General features: G+C 67.9%; 15 protein-coding genes. 10 read left to right on the top strand and 5 right to left on the bottom strand.

What is annotated here, in order from left to right:
- Positions 1 to 43: 43 nt before the first annotated feature.
- Positions 44 to 1,222, top strand: a complete 1,179-nt coding sequence (locus EJO66_RS07585) for an acetyl-CoA C-acetyltransferase (RefSeq protein WP_124959488.1) — start codon at positions 44 to 46, stop codon at positions 1,220 to 1,222.
- Positions 1,223 to 1,610: 388 nt separating this feature from the next.
- Here the strand turns inward: EJO66_RS07585 and EJO66_RS07580 are convergent, their stop codons facing one another.
- Entirely contained in the window at positions 1,611 to 2,522 is a 912-nt protein-coding gene (locus EJO66_RS07580; RefSeq protein WP_125964871.1) for a LysR family transcriptional regulator, read from the bottom strand.
- Positions 2,523 to 2,632: 110 nt separating this feature from the next.
- Here EJO66_RS07580 and EJO66_RS07575 point away from each other — a divergent pair, with 110 nt between their 5' ends.
- The 5 genes from EJO66_RS07575 to EJO66_RS07555 are packed head-to-tail and all read left to right on the top strand — an operon-like array spanning position 2,633 to position 7,611.
- The gene (locus EJO66_RS07575) at positions 2,633 to 3,607 is read left to right on the top strand and encodes a tripartite tricarboxylate transporter substrate binding protein (protein ID WP_125964870.1); all 975 of its coding nucleotides are present in this window, start codon (positions 2,633 to 2,635) and stop codon (positions 3,605 to 3,607) included.
- Between the two features lie 8 nt (positions 3,608 to 3,615).
- Positions 3,616 to 4,524 carry an HTD2 family dehydratase gene (locus EJO66_RS07570; protein ID WP_125964869.1) on the top strand — a complete coding sequence of 303 codons (909 nt, stop codon included), beginning with the start codon at positions 3,616 to 3,618 and terminating at the stop codon, positions 4,522 to 4,524.
- Positions 4,525 to 4,544: 20 nt separating this feature from the next.
- Positions 4,545 to 5,726, top strand: a complete 1,182-nt coding sequence (locus EJO66_RS07565) for a CaiB/BaiF CoA transferase family protein (protein ID WP_124959492.1) — start codon at positions 4,545 to 4,547, stop codon at positions 5,724 to 5,726.
- A complete protein-coding gene (locus EJO66_RS07560) occupies positions 5,723 to 6,610 on the top strand; it encodes an HpcH/HpaI aldolase/citrate lyase family protein (protein WP_125964868.1) in 888 nt (295 codons plus the stop codon). The genes EJO66_RS07565 and EJO66_RS07560 overlap by 4 nt, the downstream gene beginning before the upstream one ends.
- Positions 6,607 to 7,611 carry a tripartite tricarboxylate transporter substrate binding protein BugD gene (locus tag EJO66_RS07555; protein ID WP_124959494.1) on the top strand — a complete coding sequence of 335 codons (1,005 nt, stop codon included), beginning with the start codon at positions 6,607 to 6,609 and terminating at the stop codon, positions 7,609 to 7,611. The genes EJO66_RS07560 and EJO66_RS07555 overlap by 4 nt, the downstream gene beginning before the upstream one ends.
- A gap of 8 nt (positions 7,612 to 7,619) precedes the next feature.
- On the opposite strand, the gene EJO66_RS07550 is transcribed toward EJO66_RS07555, so the two are convergent.
- Entirely contained in the window at positions 7,620 to 8,138 is a 519-nt protein-coding gene (locus tag EJO66_RS07550; protein WP_124959495.1) for a CinA family protein, read from the bottom strand.
- 224 nt (positions 8,139 to 8,362) lie between these two features.
- Here EJO66_RS07550 and phbB point away from each other — a divergent pair, with 224 nt between their 5' ends.
- A complete protein-coding gene (gene phbB / locus EJO66_RS07545; protein WP_124959496.1) occupies positions 8,363 to 9,100 on the top strand; it encodes an acetoacetyl-CoA reductase in 738 nt (245 codons plus the stop codon).
- A 131-nt stretch (positions 9,101 to 9,231) separates the two neighbouring features.
- Positions 9,232 to 10,929: a cation:proton antiporter domain-containing protein gene (locus EJO66_RS07540; protein ID WP_124959497.1), complete on the top strand. Its 1,698-nt coding sequence runs from the start codon at positions 9,232 to 9,234 to the stop codon at positions 10,927 to 10,929.
- A 21-nt stretch (positions 10,930 to 10,950) separates the two neighbouring features.
- Here the strand turns inward: EJO66_RS07540 and EJO66_RS07535 are convergent, their stop codons facing one another.
- Entirely contained in the window at positions 10,951 to 11,355 is a 405-nt protein-coding gene (locus tag EJO66_RS07535) for a hypothetical protein (protein ID WP_047784726.1), read from the bottom strand.
- Positions 11,356 to 11,744: 389 nt separating this feature from the next.
- Between EJO66_RS07535 and EJO66_RS07530 the strand changes: the two genes are divergently transcribed.
- A complete protein-coding gene (locus EJO66_RS07530) occupies positions 11,745 to 13,103 on the top strand; it encodes a homoserine dehydrogenase (RefSeq protein ID WP_125964867.1) in 1,359 nt (452 codons plus the stop codon).
- A 237-nt stretch (positions 13,104 to 13,340) separates the two neighbouring features.
- Positions 13,341 to 13,550: a hypothetical protein gene (locus tag EJO66_RS32910; protein WP_240648531.1), complete on the top strand. Its 210-nt coding sequence runs from the start codon at positions 13,341 to 13,343 to the stop codon at positions 13,548 to 13,550.
- Between the two features lie 13 nt (positions 13,551 to 13,563).
- Here EJO66_RS32910 and EJO66_RS07520 read toward each other — a convergent pair whose 3' ends face one another.
- Together EJO66_RS07520 and EJO66_RS07515 are read right to left on the bottom strand one after the other, a co-directional pair.
- Complete coding sequence (locus EJO66_RS07520) at positions 13,564 to 14,415, bottom strand: PA4780 family RIO1-like protein kinase (RefSeq protein WP_124959499.1); 852 nt, start codon at positions 14,413 to 14,415, stop codon at positions 13,564 to 13,566.
- Entirely contained in the window at positions 14,412 to 14,900 is a 489-nt protein-coding gene (locus tag EJO66_RS07515) for a hypothetical protein (RefSeq protein ID WP_125964866.1), read from the bottom strand. Before EJO66_RS07515 ends, EJO66_RS07520 begins: the two co-directional genes overlap by 4 nt.
- Between the last annotated feature and the right edge of the window lie 179 nt (positions 14,901 to 15,079).

Genomic DNA, 15,079 nt, shown 5'->3' with positions numbered 1-15,079 from the left:
AACCACGACTTCAAATCACTTCATCACTTCAACGGAGAACCTCATGGAAGACATCGTCATCGTTTCGGCTGCACGCACGGCGGTCGGCAAGTTCGGCGGCTCGCTCGCCGGCATTGCAGCCACCGAGCTGGGCGCCCTCGTGATCAAGGAAGTGATTGCGCGCGCCAATCTCACGGCCGACCAGGTCGGCGAAGCCATCATGGGCCAGGTGCTGGCCGCCGGTGCGGGCCAGAACCCCGCGCGCCAGGCATGGCTCAAGAGCGGCGGCACCAAGGAAACGCCGGCGCTCACCATCAACGCCGTGTGCGGCTCGGGCCTGAAGGCCGTCATGCTCGCGGCGCAGGCCGTGGCCACGGGCGACAGCGAGATCGTCATTGCCGGCGGCCAGGAGAACATGAGCGCTGCCCCGCATGTGCTGCCCAATTCGCGCAACGGCCAGCGCATGGGCGACTGGAAGCTGGTCGACACCATGATCGTGGACGGCCTGTGGGACGTCTATAACCAGTACCACATGGGCATCACGGCCGAGAACGTGGCCAAGAAGTACGGCATCGACCGCTCCGCGCAGGACGAGCTCGCGCTCGGCAGCCAGACCAAGGCCGCGGCCGCGCAGGATGCCGGCAAGTTCAAGGACGAGATCGTGCCCGTGAGCATCGCGCAGAAGAAGGGCGATCCGATCGTCTTCGACAAGGACGAGTTCATCAACCGCAAGACCAGCGCCGAAGGCCTGGCGGGCCTGCGCCCTGCCTTCGACAAGGCCGGCGGCGTGACCGCGGGCAATGCCTCGGGCCTGAACGACGGTGCCGCCGCCGTGATGGTGATGACGGCCAAGAAGGCGGCCGCGCTCGGTCTCAAGCCGCTGGGCCGCATCGCGAGCTACGCCACGGCCGGCCTCGACCCGGCGATCATGGGCATGGGCCCGGTGCCCGCGTCGACCAAGGCGCTGCAGCGCGCCGGCTGGAAGGCCGCCGATCTCGACCTGCTCGAGATCAACGAAGCCTTCGCCGCGCAGGCTTGCGCCGTGAACAAGGAAATGGGCTGGGACGTGAACAAGGTCAACGTGAACGGCGGCGCCATTGCCATCGGCCACCCGATCGGCGCGTCGGGCTGCCGCATCCTGGTGACGCTGCTGCACGAGATGCAGCGCCAGAACGCGAAGAAGGGCATTGCGTCGCTGTGCATCGGCGGCGGCATGGGCGTGGCGCTGACGATCGAGCGATAGGCTCCCTTGGCCTTTCACGCGCATCTCTGTTCGGGGTGCGCGTGGAGTGTCCTGATCCGGGGCGCTGCTGTTCAGGGTGCGCTCCCGTCGATGGGGTGCCTTGCGCAGCGAAATCAAGGAGGAGGCCGCAGGCCGGGGGACATTCGCGCAGGGGAGTACTGGGCACCCACCCTGAACAAAAGACGACAGCTCGCTGCCAGCCCCGAGGAGGCGCGGCTCACTTTGTTCACCGCCCAAATTTTGAGCAAACTGATTATTCCCCTTGTAAAACAACGAGTTAGATCGGCTTTACAAGGAAGAGCATCAGTTATCCCCAAAGTTGTCCACGGAAAATGGGGATGGCATAGGCTTCTTCACAATTCGCCCGCAAGTCCTTGTTTTTGGGCACTCAATCGACGGCGGCCTGCTCCCCCGCGTAGTGCTGGCACAGCGTCTCGACCAGCGCCTGCGCGTAGATCGGCAGGGCCGCCCGGTCACGCACCAGCAGGTAGCGCTCCCGCACGCACCATGCATCGCTGAGATCGATCAGCGCGAGCTGCATGCTTTCCTGATTGCGTCGGGCCGCCGATTCCGGCACCACGCCGATGCCCACGCCGCTGCCGATCATCCGGCACATGGCATCGAAGCTGCCGAGCTGGATGCGCAGCTTCTGCCGCTTGCCGAGGTTGTCGGTGATCTGCGCCAGAAAGGTCTGCAAGGTGCTGCCTTGCTGCATGCCGATGGCGTCTTCGTCGAGCGTTTCCGCGAATGAAATCCTGCGGCGCTTCGCGAAGCGGTGCTTGTGCGAGGTGACGAGCACCAGCCGGTCGGTGCTGAAGTGGATCGCTTCCAGGCCCAGCGTGTCGACGCGGCCCGCGACGATGCCGATGTCGGCGCGGCCATCGAGCACGCCGCGCGGGATCTGAGCATTCGGTTTTTCCTGAAGGTCGACGTTGATGCGCGGGTTGCGCGCAAGAAAGCCTGGCAGGATCTCGGGCAGGAAATCGGTCACCGCCGTGGTGTTGGCGAACACGCGCAGGTGGCCGCGCAGCCCGCCGCCGTATTCGAGCAGGTCGGCGCGCAGTTGCTCGGTCTGGTGCAGCACGAGGCGCGCGTGGTGCAGGAAGGCTTCCCCCGGTGGCAGCAGGCGCACGCCGCGGGCTTCGCGCTGCAGCAGCTGCAGCCCGGCCTGGTTTTCGAGTGCCTTGATGCGCGCGCTGGCCGCCGCGAGCGACAGGTGCTGCCGCTCGGCCGCGCGCGTGAGATTGCCAAGCTCGGCCGTGGCAACGAAAAGGCGCAAGTCGGTCAGGTCGAAAAGCATGGCGCCATCGTAAGGCCCAAGCCTTCGGTATTTCAGAAGGCTGGGTTCCGAAATCGAAGATTGCGCGCGCTGCCACGGCAGAACACCATGCGGCCATGGAGACAAAGACAATGAAATTCCGCGCACTGGCGCTTCTTTCCCTTGCCGCGGCAGCGCTCTGCACTGCGGTTCCGGCTGCCGCGCAGCCATACCCCTCGCGCCCCGTCACGCTCGTCGTGCCGCAGGCCGCGGGCGGCACCAACGACATCGTCGGCCGCCTCGTGGGCCAGAAGATCGGCGAGCTGATGAACGCGAGCGTGGTGGTCGACAACCGGCCGGGCGCGGGCGGCAACATCGGCACGCAGCTGGTCGCCAAGGGGCCGAAGGACGGCTACACGCTGCTCATGACCATCAGCAGCAGCCAGGCCATCAACCCGGCGCTCTACAAGAACCCGGGCTTCGATCCGGTGAAGGATTTCAAGCCCGTGGGCCTGATCGGCGCGGTGCCCAACGTGCTGCTGGTCAACCCCTCGTTTCCCGCCAGGGACTTCAACGAATTCCTGAAGCTCGCGCGGCAGAAGGGCGCCAACTACCAGTACGCCTCGGCCGGCAACGGCACGCTCAACCACCTGCTGGGCGAAATGCTCAACAGCATGGCGGGCATCTCGCTGCAGCACGTGCCGTACAAGGGCGTGGCGCCTGCGCTCAACGACGTGCTCGGCGGGCAGCTGCCGATCGTGTTCGCGAGCCTGCCTTCGGCGCTCTCGCACATCAAGGCCGGCAAGCTGCGCGCGCTGGCCGTGAGCGGCGACAAGCGCTCGCCGGTGCTGCCCGATGTACCCACCATCGCCGAGGCCGTGCCGGGCTACAACGGCACGCTCTGGATCGGCCTGTTCGCGCCCGCGGGCGTGCCGGCCGAGGTGCTGGCCAAGCTGCAGGATGCGACGCGCAAGGCGCTGGCCGCGAAGGACCTGCGCGACAAGCTCGAACAGCAGGGCGTCGAGATCGCGGCGCCCGCCACGCCCGATCAATTTTCGAAACTGCTGCAGGACGACCTCGCCAAGTGGGCGCGCATCGTCAAGGCCTCCGGCGCAGCGGTCGATTGAAAGAACCGATGAGCAACTCCACCCAGGAACAATCCCCCGGCGCGATCGACGCCGGCACGCTCGCAAAGCTCCAGGCCTGGCAAGGCCGCAGCGAAACGCTGGCCGACGACGTCACCGCCGCTCCGGTGCGTGCGCTCTCCGCCACGCTCGACCGTGACGACGCGTTGCCCACTGCTGGCACGCGCCTGCCCGAACTCTGGCACTGGCTCTACTTCCTGCCGCACCATCGCCAGTCCGAGATCGGTGAGGACGGCCACGCGAAGCGCGGCGGCTTCCTGCCGCCCGTGCCGCTGCCGCGCCGCATGTGGGCGGGTGGGCGGCTGGCCTGGGAGCCAGGCAACCCGCTGCGGGTCGGCGACAGGGCCGAGCGCACCTCGACCATCGCCTCGGTCACCCACAAGGCCGGCCGCACGGGCGAGCTGATGTTCGTGCTGGTGCGCCATGAAGTGCGCAACGAGCGCGGCCTTGCGCTGACCGAGGAGCACGACATCGTCTACCGCGCCGCGGCCGCGCCCGGCGAAAAGGCGCCGTCGCCCACGCCGGCGCCGAAGGACGCCGCCTTCAGCCGCGAGATCGTGCCCGACGACGTGCTGCTGTTCCGCTATTCGGCGCTCACCTTCAACGGCCACCGCATCCACTACGACCGCCGCTACGTGACGCAGGTCGAGGGCTATCCGGGCCTGATCGTGCACGGCCCGCTGATCGCGACACTGCTCGTGGACCTGCTGCGCCGCAATGTGCCGGGCGCGCAGCTCGCACGCTTCGAGTTCCGCGCCGTGCGGCCGACCTTCGACATCGCGCCGTTCCGCATGCATGGCAAGCCGGCCGAAGGCAGCACGGACGGCAAGGCCTTCAGCCTCTGGGGCGAAGACGCCGACGGCTGGCTCACGATGCAGGCCACGGCCGTGCTCGCATGAAGAAAACGGAAAACACGTCCATGACAAGACCCCTCGACGGCATCACCGTGGTTTCGCTCGAGCATGCGATTGCCGCGCCTTTCTGCACCCGGCAGCTGGCCGATCTTGGCGCCCGCGTCATCAAGGTGGAGCGCCCCGGCGCCGGCGACTTCGCGCGCGCCTATGACGCCCGCGTGGGCGGCGAGGCCTCGCACTTCGTGTGGGTGAACCGCTCCAAGGAAAGCCTCACGCTCGACCTCAAGCAGCCCGCCGCGCTCGCGGTGCTGCAGGCGCTGGTGGCCGATGCCGACGTGCTGGTGCAGAACCTCGCGCCGGGCGCGGCCGCGCGCATGGGCCTGGGCGCCGAGGCGCTGCAGGCATTGCATCCGCGGCTCATCGTCTGCGACATCTCGGGCTATGGCGACGACGGCCCGTACCGCGACAAGAAGGCCTACGACCTGCTGATCCAGAGCGAGGCGGGTTTTCTCTCGGTCACGGGCACGCCGGACGATCCGTGCAAGTCGGGCAATTCCATCGCCGACATCGCGGCGGGCATGTACGCCTACACCGGCATCCTCGCGGCGCTGCTCCAGCGCGGCAAGACCGGCAAGGGCTCGCACATCGACGTGTCGATGCTCGAATCGCTCGCCGAGTGGATGGGCTACCCGATGTACTACGCCTACGACGGCGCGTCGCCGCCGCCTCGCAGCGCCGCCTCGCACGCCACCATCTATCCCTACGGTCCGTTTCCCGCGGGCGATGGCGGCACCGTGATGCTGGGCCTGCAGAACGAGCGCGAATGGCGCGTGTTCTGCGAGAAGGTGCTGCTGCAGGCGGCGCTCGCCACCGACGCGCGCTTCGACAGCAACGCGCGGCGCAACGAGAACCGCGACGCGCTGCGCGCGATCATCGTGGAGACCTTTGCCGCGCTCGGCACCGCGCAGGTGGTCGAGCGCCTCGATGCGGCGCAGATCGCCAACGCACGCATGAACGACATGGCCGGGCTGTGGGCGCATCCGCAGCTGCAGGCGCGCGAGCGCTGGCGGCAGGTGGGCTCGCCGGCCGGCGACATTCCGGCGCTGCTGCCGGCCGGCCGCCAGAGCGCCTTCGACTACCGCATGGATGCGATACCGGCCGTGGGCCAGCATACCGACGCCATCCTGCGCGGCCTCGGACGCAGCGAGGCGGAGATTGCGGCGCTGCGCGAGGCGGGGGCGGTGTGAGCGCGGCAGCGCTCGCGCTGGCGCGTGCCTTTCTCTTCGTGCCGGCCGACCGGCCCGAGCGCCATGCGCGCGCGCTGGTCACCGGTGCGGGCGCAGTGATCGTCGACCTGGAGGACGCGGTGGCGCCCGAGCGCAAGGCCGCGGCGCGTGAAGGCCTTGCGGCCTCGTTCGCCGCGCTGCCCGGCGCCGACCGGCAGCGCCTGCTGGTGCGCATCAATGCCGCAGGCACGCCGTGGCACGAGGACGACCGCGTGGCCGTGGCCGGGCTGGTCTTGCAAGGGCTGGCCGAGGGCGTGGTGCTGCCCAAGGCGGAGAAGGCCGGCGACCTGCGGCTGCTGGCCGAAGCCATCGGGCCTCGAGGCGTGCTCGTGCCGCTCGTCGAATCGGCGGCCGGCCTTGCGGCGGCCGATGAACTCGCGGCGGCGCCACAGGTGCTGCGGCTCGCCTTCGGCAACCTCGATTTCCAGGCTGACGTCGGGCTGGCCTGCGATGCGGACGAAGCCGAGCTGGTGCCGGTGCGCCTCGTGCTGCTGCTGGCCTCGCGCCGTGCCGGGCTGCCCGCGCCCATCGACGGCGTGACGGCCGACTGGCGCGATACGCAGCGCCTGGCGGCCGACACGGCACGCGCACGCCGCGGCGGCTTCGGCGCCAAGCTGTGCATCCACCCCGACCAGGTCGCGCCGGTGCAGGCCGCGCTGGGCCCGAGCGACGGCGAGCTCGCATGGGCGCGCCGCGTGATCGAGGCCGTGCGTTCGGCCGGCGGCGGCGTGGTCAGCCTCGACGGCCGCATGGTCGACGCGCCGGTCGTTCGCCTGGCCGAACGGCTGGTGGCGCTCGCTGCAGAACAAGACAGGCATCCCACAACCCAGGAGACAAGCAAGTGAATCTGAAGAAGAACTGGAAAGCACGCACCCTGCTGGCCGCATCGCTGGGCGCAGGTCTGCTGGCCGCGCAAACGCCGGCCGCCGCGCAGGCGCCCTGGCCGGAGAAAACCATCACCATGGTCGTGCCGTACTCGGCCGGCGGCCCCACCGACGTGGTCGCGCGCATGCTCGCGATTCCCATGGGCAAGTCGCTCGGGCAGACCGTGATCGTCGAGAACACCGTGGGTGCGGGCGGCACCATCGCGCCTGCGCGCGTGGCCAAGGCGGCGCCCAACGGCTACACCATCCTGATCCACCACATGGGCATGGCCACCGCGCCCGCGCTCTACAGGAAGCTCAACTACGACCCGCTGAAGGACTTCGAATACGTGGGCCAGGTGATGGACGTGCCCATGACCCTGCTCTCGCGCAAGGACTTCCCGGCCAGCAACTTCCAGGAGCTGCTGGCCTACGTGAAGACGAACAAGGACAAGGTGACCCTCGCCAACGCCGGCATCGGCGCGGTGTCGCAGCTGTGCGGCATGCTCTTCGCGCACCAGATCGGGGTGCAGCTCACCACCGTGCCCTACAAGGGCGCCGGCCCGGCGCTCAACGACCTGATGGGCGGGCAGGTCGACCTGCTGTGCGACCAGACCACGCAGACCGCGCCGGTCATCAAGGACGGCAACCGCGTCAAGGTGTTCGGCGTGACCACGCCGAAGCGGCTGTCCAGCATGCCGAACATTCCCACGCTCGACGAGCAGGGCCTGAAGGGTTTCGACGTGAAGGTGTGGCACGGCATCTACGCACCCAGGGGCACGCCGCCGGCCGTGATGGAAAAGCTCAACACGGCGCTGCGCGCCGCACTGCAGGACGACATGGTCAAGCACCGTTTCGCCGAACTGAGCACCGAGGCGGTCCCCATGGACAAGGTGACGCCCGAAGCGCTGCGCACCCACCTGGCGGCCGAGACCGAGAAATGGGGGAAGGTGATCCGGGCGGCGGGGGTGCAGGCGGATTAGGGTCCCGTTCAGCCAGGCGTTCCTGGTTGCGCCAGCAGCGTCTCGTGGAACAGCAGGAGCAGCTGCCGCGCAAAGACGTCCATGTTCGACACGCGGTCCGAGTCGGCGGTTTCGATCGTCCTGCTCGCCGCGGCCTCTCCGGCGATGGCCACGCACACATGCCCCGGCGCGTCGCCATACGGGCTGCCGGAAGGACCGGCCGCGCCGCTCTCGGCGATGCCCCAGGTGGCGCGGTGGCTGCCCCGGATCCTGCCTGCAATGAAGCTGGCATAGGGTTCGGTTTCCGCGCGCATGCCGGCCATGTCTTCGGCCGTCAGCCCCAGCAGCGCTTTTCCGGCCCGGCGCGAATAGACGACCGCGCCGCCGAGGAAAAAGGCCGATGCGCCCGGGATGGCGAGCAGCGCGGCCGACACGAGACCGCCGGCCGAGGATTCGGCCACGGCCACGGTCTGGCGCCGCTCGCGAAGGATGGCGCCGACACGGTCGGCGAGGATGGAAAGCGGCTCGAGGCCGGCCGTGTCAGACATGGGGACGTTGCCTGGCGTTTTCGAAATTCATACTTTCGAACTCCTTGGAAGCAAAAGGGGTGAGCAGGACGGCGGCGGACTTATGCAATATGGTTGCACATGCGGCCGCACCGTGACAGCTGGTTGCAAGCTCGGCTCAGTGTTTTCCTCAGAGTTCGACGGCTTGAAACTCGCTAGAGTGAAGGCGGCCGTTCAGGCTTTTCGCACACATCAAGGAAAATTTCATGAGCAAGAAAGTTGCATATGTCACCGGGGGCATGGGTGGCATCGGAACAGCCATCTGCCAGCGCCTTTACAAGGACGGCTTCACTGTCGTCGCAGGCTGCGGCCCCACGCGCGACCATGCCAAATGGCTGGCCGAGCAGAAGGCCCTGGGCTTCGAGTTCCACGCCTCGGTCGGCAATGTCGGCGACTGGCAATCCACCGTCGAGGCCTTTTCTGCCGCCAAGGCAGCGCATGGCCCCATCGACGTGCTGGTCAACAACGCCGGCATCACGCGGGACCGCATGTTCCTGAAAATGACGCCCGAGGACTGGAGCGCGGTCATCGAGACCAACCTCAACAGCATGTTCAACGTCACCAAGCAGGTGGTGGGCGACATGGTCGAGAAGGGCTGGGGCCGCATCATCAACATCAGCTCGGTCAACGGCGCCAAGGGCCAGGCGGGGCAGACCAACTACTCGGCGGCCAAGGCCGGCATGCACGGCTTCACGATGGCGCTGGCACAGGAACTGGCAAACAAGGGCGTCACGGTCAACACCGTGAGCCCGGGCTACATCGGCACCGACATGGTCAAGGCCATCCGCCAGGAAGTGCTCGACAAGATCGTGGCCACCATCCCGGTCAAGCGCCTGGGCGAGCCGAGCGAAATTGCCTCCATCATCTCGTGGCTCGCCACGGACGAGGGCGGCTACAGCACGGGCGCCGACTTCTCGGTCAACGGCGGCCTGCACATGCACTGATCACGCTGACGGAAAGCTGATCGAAAAGACCCGCCTCGGCGGGTTTTTTCATTGGTGCGCATCGGCAAGATGGCCGATTGATGATGCCCGTGTGAAACCAGAGGGGCGTATCGTTCCTGCAAAATGGAGCAATGCCCCACAGCGTTTCCCTCATCAACACGATCGCCGCCGGCCTGGGGCTGGCGCTCGTGCTGGGTTTTCTGGCGCTGCGGCTGCGGCTGCCGGCGCTGGTGGGCTACCTGCTCGCGGGCGTGATCATCGGTCCCTTCACGCCGGGCTTCGTGGCCGATGCGGGCATTGCCGCGCAACTGGCCGAGATCGGCGTGATGCTGCTGATGTTCGGCGTGGGCCTGCATTTTTCGCTCGACGACCTGCTGGCCGTGCGCAAGATCGCGCTGCCGGGCGCGCTCGCGCAGATCGCGGTGGCCACGCTGCTGGGCGGTGCGCTGGCGCTCTGGTGGGGCTGGTCATGGGGCGAGGCGCTGGTCTTCGGGCTGGCGCTGTCGGTGGCAAGCACGGTCGTGCTGCTGCGGGCGCTCGAGAGCCTGGGGATTCTCGATTCGTTCACCGGGCGTATCGCGGTCGGCTGGCTGGTGGTCGAGGACCTGGCCATGGTGCTGGTCCTGGTGCTGATGCCGCCGCTCGCGGGGGCGTTGGGCGGCCACGCGGGCGATTCGGCCAACTCCGATCCGCTGTGGCAGACGCTCGGCGTCACGCTGCTGCAGGTGGGCGGGTTCGTGGCGCTGATGCTGGTGGTGGGGCGGCGCGCGTTTCCTTGGATTCTGTGGCAGGTCACGCGCACCGGCTCGCGCGAGCTGTTCACGCTGTGCGTGATCGCGGCCGCGGTCAGCATCGCCTTTGCGTCGGCGGCGCTGTTCGGCGTGTCGTTCGCGCTGGGCGCTTTCTTTGCGGGCATGGTGATGCGCGAATCCGAATTCAGCCACCGCGCGGCGCAGGAGTCGCTGCCGCTGCGCGATGCCTTCGCGGTGCTGTTCTTCGTGTCGGTGGGCATGCTCTTCGATCCCTCGGTGCTCATCGAGCGGCCGCTGCAGGTGCTGGCGGTGGTGGGCGTGATCGTGCTGGGCAAGTCGCTGGCCGCCTGCGCGCTGGTGCTGGCGTTCCGCTATCCGCTGGGCACGGCGCTCACCGTGAGCGCGAGCCTCGCGCAGATCGGGGAGTTCTCGTTCATTCTTGCGGGGCTCGGCGTCTCGCTCGGCCTGCTGCCGGTGGAAGGCCAGAGCCTGATCCTGGCCGGTGCGCTGATTTCCATTGCCACCAATCCGCTGTGGTTCAGCATGGTCGCCCCCATCGAGAAATGGCTGCACGGCCGCTTCCCGGCGGCGCGCGGCATCGAGTCGCACGACCATCCGCTGGCCGAACTGCCGACGACCACCGAAGCCCGGTACCTGTCCAGGCAGGTGGTGCTGGTGGGCTATGGCCGCGTCGGGCGCCGCATCGCATCGGAGCTGGAGGCGCACGACATTCCCTTCGTGGTGGCGGAGCAGAACCGCGAACTGGTGGAGAAGCTGCGCGAAGCCGGCGTTGCGGCCGTCTGGGGCGACGCGGCCGATCCGGCCGTGCTGATCCAGGCGCACATCGCGCGTGCCCGCGTGCTGGTGGTGGCCATACCGGACGCCATGAACGTGCGCCAGATGATGGAAACCGCCCGCACGCTCAATCCGGCCATTGAAACCGTGATCCGCAGCCACAACGAAGAGGAGGCCGGGCTGCTGACGCGCGAAATGGCCGCTACGGTCTTCCTGGGCGAACAGGAACTCGCGCAGGCCATGGCGCGCGACGTGGTGCGGCGCGCAGCGGCTGCTGCCTGAGCCGCCAATCGGCAGGGGAATTCAGAGGTCTTCGATGACCAGTGTGCGATAGCGCTGCGCGATCGAATAGGGTACGGTGCGCACCACCTCCATCAGGTGGTTGGCCGCTTCTTCGTTCTTCGTCCTGACCAGCAGGCCCGTGTGGCCTTCGCGCGCCAGCTTGGTGTAGGCGCGCACGGTGGCCGCGTCGGTTCCGGCCGAAGGCAGCGGCTCGTCGGCTTCCCTCACGGTGGGTGTGATCTCCTCCAGGATCGTTGCTGCGGGAAGCAGGTAGATCTCGTCGCCGCTCACGCCGTTCTCGATCAGTTTGTGGCCGATGCGGTTGGCGTCCTCCGCGCTTGGAAACATCACCATCGAATAGCCTGTGGGGTAGAAGGCGCCGCCGATGCTCGAGCGCATGCGGGGCTCTAGGACGAAACTCTTCATGATGCTGCCTCCTGGTGATGCAGTTCTTTGCCCACAACACTAGGCCTGCTGCCGACGCAGCGCTGTAGGCCTGCTCCCCGTATTCCAGCAGGTTTGGCACGGCAATCTCGGCGCCAGCCGGCCGGGCTCTTGTACACTCCCATCTTCATGTCGTGCCATCTCTTCCCCGCCACCGTCTGCGAAGCCTCCATGGCCCGCATGATGCCGCCTGCCTTCGCGCGGGCGGATGGGGCATTGGTTGCACGAATGATTACCACCATTACCACCGCGGCCACCTGAGCACGCGCAGGTGGCCGTTTCGGCAGCCACCTGGTGTATCGCTCTTCTTCTCCGAATGAATGAAACCCAGCTCTGGCAGCTGGGTTTCTTGTTTTCGTCCGGAGAATTCCATGTACCGCGATCCAGTCCAGTCCCTCGAACCCCTGCCCAGCCGCCCCGCGGCCATTCGCGCGCTGCGCGTGGGCATGATCGGTATCGGCACCGTCGGCTCGGGCACCTTCCGGGTGCTGGCGCGCAACCAGGCCGAGATCGCGGGACGGGCGGGCCGGCCCATCGAGCTGGTGATGGTGGCCGCGCGCAACCTGGTGCGCGCCGCCGCCATCGTGGGCGCGGATGCTCCATTGACGGACGACCCGCTGTGCGTGGCTACCCACCCCGACGTGGACGTGGTGGTGGAAGTGGCCGGCGGCACCGGCCCGGCGCGCGAATGGGTGCTGGCCGCCATCGCGCACGGCAAGCATGTGGTCACGGCCAACAAGGCCTTGCTCGCGGTGCATGGCGCCGAGATCTTTGCCGCGGCCCGGCGGCATGGCGTGGCCGTGGCGTACGAGGGCGCGGTGGCGGTGAGCATTCCCATCGTCAAGGCGCTGCGCGAAGGCCTCACGGCCAATCGCATCGAATGGGTGGCGGGCATCATCAACGGCACCACCAACTTCATCCTGAGCAAGATGCGTGACGAAGGCCTGGACTTCGCGGCTGCCCTTGCACAGGCCCAGGCGCTCGGCTATGCCGAGGCCGATCCGGCCTTCGACATCGAGGGCATCGACGCCGCGCACAAGCTCACGCTGCTGGCCGCCAATGCCTTCGGCACGTCCGTGCGGCTTGCCGATGTGCAGGTGCAAGGCATCGCGGCCTTGCAGCGGGTGGACGTGGCCTGCGCCGAGCAACTGGGCTACCGCATCAAGCTGCTGGGCGTGGCGCGGCGCCGGGAGGAAGGCGTGGAACTGCGCGTGCAGCCCGCGCTGGTGCCCGCATCGCACCTGATGGCGCATGTGAGCGGATCGATGAATGCCGTCATGGTCAAGGGCGATGCGGCCGGCGTGACGATGTACTACGGCGCGGGCGCCGGCTCCGAAGAGACCGCATCGGCGGTGATTGCCGACCTGGTCGATGTGGCGCGGCTCGACGGCACCCATGCCGCGCAGCGCGTGCCGCACCTCGGGTTCCATGCGCACGCCATGAGCGAACTCCCGGTGCTGCCCCGCGCGGCCGCGTGCTGTGCGCACTACCTGCGCATACCCGTGCATGCCGCCGGCCAGATCGAGGCGGTGTCGGGCTGGCTGGCCGGGCAGCAGGTGTCGGTGCGGCAGGTGGCACTGGCGGCTGCGCAGCCCGGCATGGGCGCGCAGGTGCTGGTGCTGACGCAGCCGGTGCGGCAGGGTGCGATGGACCTGGCGCTGCAGGCGTTGCAGGCGCATCCCTCGGTCGCAGGCAAAGTGACGGCGCTGCGCGTGGAGGAACTGGCTTGAGACAGAATGCGGCACGGCGGACGTTGGTACCGCCTACAAAACGGGAGCCGCAACAATGGATTTCGCCTGGCATGGTGGCCTTCGAGGGCACGGCGGGGGCTGGGTATGAGACCCTGGCCGTGGATCGTCGCGCTGGCGCTGGCCTCACCCGCGTTCGCACAGCCCGCGGAGCCGGGGGAGGGTGCACCCTCCGCTTCTTCATCTTGCGAAGCGGAGGAAGCTGCACTGGAGCGCGACATGGACCTGGCCCGCTCCAGGGGCCAGATGCTGCGCCGCCGGCAGCTCGCCGAGAACCTGGATGCGTTGCGGGCGCGCTGCCGGGCGAGCGAACCGCCGCAAAGCCGCGCGGCGCGCATCGACAGGCTGGAGCGCGACATCCGGGCGCTGCGGGCTGAACTCGAGCATGCCGAGACGCAACTGCGCGAGCTGAAGAACGAACGGCCCTGACGGTCCGCCGCCGTCAGAGCCTGGGCAGCTGCATGCGCAGTCGCCGCGCCGCTTCTTCCTCACGCGCATCGTCCACCTCGCGCAGCACGTTGCCCAGATCGACGGGGCCGGTGTCGCGCGCATGCGTGCCGCCCAGCACCGATTCGACGCGCAGCAGGCCGCGCTCGTACAGGTGCCAGATCTCGTCGCCGTAGTGCGTGCCCAGGAGATCCGGCGCGAACTGGCCGAAAAAGTTACGCAGGTTCTCCACGTCGCGCAGCAGCATGCGCTTTGCGTGGTTGTTGCCCGCCGCATCGACCGCTTGAGGCAGGTCGATCACCACCGGGCCGTCGGCCGCCAGCAGCACGTTGAATTCCGACAGGTCGCCGTGCACCACGCCCGCGCACAGCATGCGCACCACTTCCTTCAGCAGGCTGGCATGGTGCTGCAAGGCTTCGTCGCGCGTGAACGCCACGTCGTTGAGCCGCGGCGCCGCATCGCCGTTGGCGTCGGTCACCAGCTCCATCAGCAGCACGCCTTCGAGGAAGTTGTAGGGAACGGGCACGCGCACGCCGGCCGCCGCCAGACGATAGAGCGCATCGACTTCGGCGCTTTGCCAGATGGCCTCGGTCACCTGGCGGCCGAAGCGCGTGCCCTTGGCCATGGCCCGCGTCTCGCGCGAGTTGCGCACCCGGCGGTTCTCGGTGTAGTCGACGGCCTGGCGGAAGCTGCGCTTGTCGGCTTCCTTGTAGACCTTGGCGCAGCGCGTCTCCTCGCCGCAGCGCACCACGTAGACCATGGCTTCCTTGCCGCTCATCAGCTGGCGTACCACCGTGTCGATCAGGCCTTCGTCGACCAGCGACTGCAGTCGTGGTGGTGCTTTCATTGGTACCGCTCCATCGGATCCAGCGGGCGGGTCGAGAGGAAGGCCCTCAGGCTTTCCGGGCCGATCTGGTAGACCGCATCATGCCTGTGCGGCGCAAAGCCCAGCCGGTGGTTGATGGGAGAGCATCGGCGCGCTGACCTCACGCCGCGCCGCCGGTGCGGCCGCAACAGGCCGCCCCAGGCCTCGAGATAGGGCGCAAAGGCGGCATGGTCGGGCGAGCCTTCGCGGCGAAAGCTCGGCGTGAGGCTGCCAATGAATTCGCCATCGCAGCTCGCGAGGACCCGATGGAAGGCCTGCAGCGGCAGGTGCTCCCGCAGCGCGCGCCCGGCGTCGGCGTTGGGGGGGCGGCGCTCGCCGGGATGGTCCTCCTCGGTGCGAAGCTGCCAATAGCGATGGAACTTCTCCCAGCTTTCGGCAGAGGCCTCATGGGGATCGAAAACGGAAATCGAAAATGGCCGCGGATGCGCGGCACGGGTTTCAAGCATGGTGAGCCTTGAGGATTCTGAAAACGAGCGGATCGCGGCCGGCACCTGCATGCCGACGGCGGCGTTTGAATCTCGGGCGGTTTGTCTTTTGCGGCCAGGAAGCGCCGCAAGGGTCGAGTTGGCTGTGTCAGCAACTCTTCGAAGAACCGACAAACCGTCCGGAAGCGGGGCAATGAATA

Origin of the sequence: Variovorax beijingensis, assembly GCF_003951285.1 — a bacterium.
GTDB classification, from domain to species: Bacteria; Pseudomonadota; Gammaproteobacteria; order Burkholderiales; family Burkholderiaceae_C; genus Variovorax; species Variovorax beijingensis.
This window is presented reverse-complemented; position numbering and strand designations above follow the sequence as displayed.

Bases quoted from the DNA above. Each gene is read 5' to 3' on its own strand.
- EJO66_RS07520 (WP_124959499.1), bottom strand. From the start codon at position 14,415: ATGAAAGCACCACCACGACTGCAGTCGCTGGTCGACGAAGGCCTGATC.
- EJO66_RS07515 (WP_125964866.1), bottom strand. From the start codon at position 14,900: ATGCTTGAAACCCGTGCCGCGCATCCGCGGCCATTTTCGATTTCCGTT.
- phbB (WP_124959496.1), top strand. From the start codon at position 8,363: ATGAGCAAGAAAGTTGCATATGTCACCGGGGGCATGGGTGGCATCGGA.
- EJO66_RS07550 (WP_124959495.1), bottom strand. From the start codon at position 8,138: ATGTCTGACACGGCCGGCCTCGAGCCGCTTTCCATCCTCGCCGACCGT.
- EJO66_RS07585 (WP_124959488.1), top strand. From the start codon at position 44: ATGGAAGACATCGTCATCGTTTCGGCTGCACGCACGGCGGTCGGCAAG.
- EJO66_RS07565 (WP_124959492.1), top strand. From the start codon at position 4,545: ATGACAAGACCCCTCGACGGCATCACCGTGGTTTCGCTCGAGCATGCG.
- EJO66_RS07540 (WP_124959497.1), top strand. From the start codon at position 9,232: ATGCCCCACAGCGTTTCCCTCATCAACACGATCGCCGCCGGCCTGGGG.
- EJO66_RS07570 (WP_125964869.1), top strand. From the start codon at position 3,616: ATGAGCAACTCCACCCAGGAACAATCCCCCGGCGCGATCGACGCCGGC.
- EJO66_RS07530 (WP_125964867.1), top strand. From the start codon at position 11,745: ATGTACCGCGATCCAGTCCAGTCCCTCGAACCCCTGCCCAGCCGCCCC.
- EJO66_RS07580 (WP_125964871.1), bottom strand. From the start codon at position 2,522: ATGCTTTTCGACCTGACCGACTTGCGCCTTTTCGTTGCCACGGCCGAG.
- EJO66_RS32910 (WP_240648531.1), top strand. From the start codon at position 13,341: ATGGACCTGGCCCGCTCCAGGGGCCAGATGCTGCGCCGCCGGCAGCTC.
- EJO66_RS07575 (WP_125964870.1), top strand. From the start codon at position 2,633: ATGAAATTCCGCGCACTGGCGCTTCTTTCCCTTGCCGCGGCAGCGCTC.
- EJO66_RS07535 (WP_047784726.1), bottom strand. From the start codon at position 11,355: ATGAAGAGTTTCGTCCTAGAGCCCCGCATGCGCTCGAGCATCGGCGGC.